This is a genomic window from Methylophaga sp. UBA4204 (assembly GCF_002379485.1).
Lineage (GTDB): Bacteria > Pseudomonadota > Gammaproteobacteria > Nitrosococcales > Methylophagaceae > Methylophaga.
Map to the genome: position 1 here is coordinate 4,081 of NZ_DFTU01000079.1, position 2,566 is coordinate 6,646.

The following is a 2,566-nucleotide window of genomic DNA, read 5'->3' on the forward strand; positions in this document are numbered from 1 at the left end:
AACTGTGGATGTGGGGCAAAATCGATTTGCCAGACCGAACCATTCATTTCCGGCACAATCGGTGGTTTACCATTATTCTGTTTCGGCTTATCCAGACGATTTATCCCAGCAAGGCAATTTGCCAGTTCTTCGTCCTGTAATACTGGATCTGCATCAGCTCCACTTAAGCATTGCCGGCAAAAGTCAATTGCCGCCAGTAGTCCGTCCCTGTCATGGCGGGTAAGTTGGCGGTTTTCCGTCAGAATATTCTCGATGGCATGACAAACTTTTGCTATTGCTTCATTTTCGAAACTGGCGGCAGTCCCCTTGAGAGAGTGCAATAGTCTGAGAGTATCTTGCCAATGGGCATCGCCGCTGGTGGAACTCTCCAATGACGTTAAGAGCCAATCCTCTATTTGGTTTAATGTTTCCAGAGCTTCCTCATGAAAAGCAGCTGTGGCAGAGGATAAAAGCGGATGCATGGCAATCGAAAATTAATTAAGCAGTGAGTTGATAGTGTCGACCAACTGTTCAGGATCAAACGGTTTTTTTAACCATCCACTGGCGCCTGAAACACGGCCAAGATTTTTTTTGTCTTCATCTGTTTCCGTTGTTAACAACAGTACCGGAGTAAAGCGGTATTGCGGTAACAGGCGCAGCATCGTTATGAATTCAGGTCCTGTCAGTTGCGGCATATTAAAATCACTTAATACCAGTTCAAATTGCTGCTCAGTTGCCATATCAATGGCCTGTTTACCATCTTCTGCGCACACCACATCATGGCCTGAATTCTGCAAAATAATCTGCAACATCTGTCTGAGCGAGGGTGAATCATCGACGACTAGAATCCGGGCCATGTTAGTTATTCTCCATTGAATCATTTTCGGCAACTGATGGCTGATCGGTCATTTTAAAAGATAGACCGGAAAGACTTACGGCATCCTGAAAGCTATCACTCATCACAGACCAGTGAACCTCAATATCATATTTCTCTGCCTGTTGCTGAAATTGGTAGAGTAATTGTAACGCCGCGGTATCAATACGTTGCAAACGACTGACATCAATAAATACGTTATTTCCTGCCAGCAGAATTTTTAAACAGTGCAAATACCATGACTCCAGCTGAGTAATGTTTAACTGTTCTCCACAATCAAGTTTTTCCGTTGTATTCGTCATATTTATAGCTTTTTTAATTACATTTTTTGCCGCAATACAATAATGACCGGACAAAAATGTCCGCTTGTGAGTTTATACAACCAATGTCGTATGCAAATTACCACATAACAAATCTAAGCAGAGACTATGCCAGGGTTTATTTATGTTTGCGTGCCCAGAGCATAGCGGTATGTTCATCTGCCAGTCGCTGCTCCAGTTTATGCTGACGTTGCTCGTCTTCTTTTTGATAGCGTTCTTTGAGGGATTCAATAGATCGTTGTTTATTTTTGGCTTCCAACCATAACTGCCGTTGTTTTTGGGTCTGCATAAAACACTGTTCGACGTGGCGCTGTTGCATTCGAATAGCGTTATCTAACTGGGCAAGAAATGATCTTAAGTCAATTGCTTTGCGAGCACTCATCTGTAAAGCATCGCCTTGTCGGAATTGCTGCAGGTACTCTTCGCGATAACGCAGTAAATCATTAAGCTGATGTTTTTCTTGCTCAAGCACGTTGTTGGCCTGAACCAGACTCTGCATGGCTTTATCGGTCTCGCGACCGGCCATTTCAATCACCGGTATCAGTTTGCTTGCCCGTGTCATATTGCTTTAGCACCCGAATCCGTCTTGTTATCCAAAATTAGAATTTACGTTGCTCCGCTGTCATCAGTTGTCCATTTAGTTGCTGTGAATTGCTCATCTGGCCAAAAGCCAGTTTTTGCAATGACTGCAGGCTACTGTTCCAATCATGCGCCACATGCATGTCCTGTTTCAACATTGCTGATAACGCTGGAAAACGATTAATCGCTTCATCAATTTGCTGATCGCTTCCTACCTGATAAGCACCAATGGTAATTAAATCCTGATTCTGCCGGTAAGTGGAATAGATTCGCTTGAATTGCTGGGCCAGCTGCAGTTGTTTGGCATCGACAACCTGTGGCATGACACGACTGATCGACGCTTCAATATCAATCGCCGGATAATGCCCGGCCTCAGCTAATTGTCGGGATAAAACAATGTGTCCATCAAGTATGGCACGAGCAGCATCGGCCACTGGATCCTGCTGATCATCACCTTCGGTAAGCACTGTATAAATTGCGGTTATTGCTCCACCACCGACTTCACCACTGCCAGCACGTTCAACAAGTTGCGGCAATAACGAAAAAACCGACGGAGGATAACCCTTGGTGGCTGGCGGTTCACCAACTGCCAAGGCAATTTCACGCTGAGCCTGGGCAAACCGTGTCAATGAATCCATTAATAACAAAACCTGCTTACCCTGATCGCGAAAGTATTCTGCAATACTGGTTGCCAACATGGCGCCATGCAAACGCATCAAGGGTGAGTGATCGGCTGGTGATGCGACAACCACGGCACGCTTTAAGCCTTCTTCACCCAGAATATCTTCAATAAACTCTTTAACTTCACGTCCCC

At 44.9% G+C, this 2,566-nt stretch carries 4 protein-coding genes and 1 pseudogene; all 5 read right to left on the reverse strand.

Annotation, left to right across the window (positions count from 1 at the left end; translation table 11 throughout):
- The coding region (locus tag B3182_RS11440) for an Hpt domain-containing protein (protein WP_292752813.1) at nucleotides 1-461 on the reverse strand (461 nt) is incomplete at its 3' end.
- Between the two features lie 12 nt (nucleotides 462-473).
- On the reverse strand, nucleotides 474-836 hold the full coding sequence (locus B3182_RS11445; RefSeq protein WP_292356281.1) for a response regulator: 363 nt from the start codon (nucleotides 834-836) through the stop codon (nucleotides 474-476).
- A 1-nt stretch (nucleotide 837) separates the two neighbouring features.
- Nucleotides 838-1,155, reverse strand: a complete 318-nt coding sequence (locus B3182_RS11450) for an STAS domain-containing protein (protein WP_292356279.1) — start codon at nucleotides 1,153-1,155, stop codon at nucleotides 838-840.
- Between the two features lie 136 nt (nucleotides 1,156-1,291).
- Nucleotides 1,292-1,735 (reverse strand): flagellar export protein FliJ, encoded by a 444-nt coding sequence (fliJ, locus tag B3182_RS11455; protein WP_292356277.1) that lies wholly within the window; start codon nucleotides 1,733-1,735, stop codon nucleotides 1,292-1,294.
- Nucleotides 1,736-1,772: 37 nt separating this feature from the next.
- A pseudogene (locus B3182_RS11460) lies at nucleotides 1,773-2,566 on the reverse strand (FliI/YscN family ATPase); the annotation flags it as partial.

Excerpts from the sequence above, each read along its gene's own strand:
- B3182_RS11445 (WP_292356281.1), bottom strand. The coding sequence starts at position 836 with ATGGCCCGGATTCTAGTCGTCGATGATTCACCCTCGCTCAGACAGATG.
- B3182_RS11450 (WP_292356279.1), bottom strand. The coding sequence starts at position 1,155 with ATGACGAATACAACGGAAAAACTTGATTGTGGAGAACAGTTAAACATT.
- fliJ (WP_292356277.1), bottom strand. The coding sequence starts at position 1,735 with ATGACACGGGCAAGCAAACTGATACCGGTGATTGAAATGGCCGGTCGC.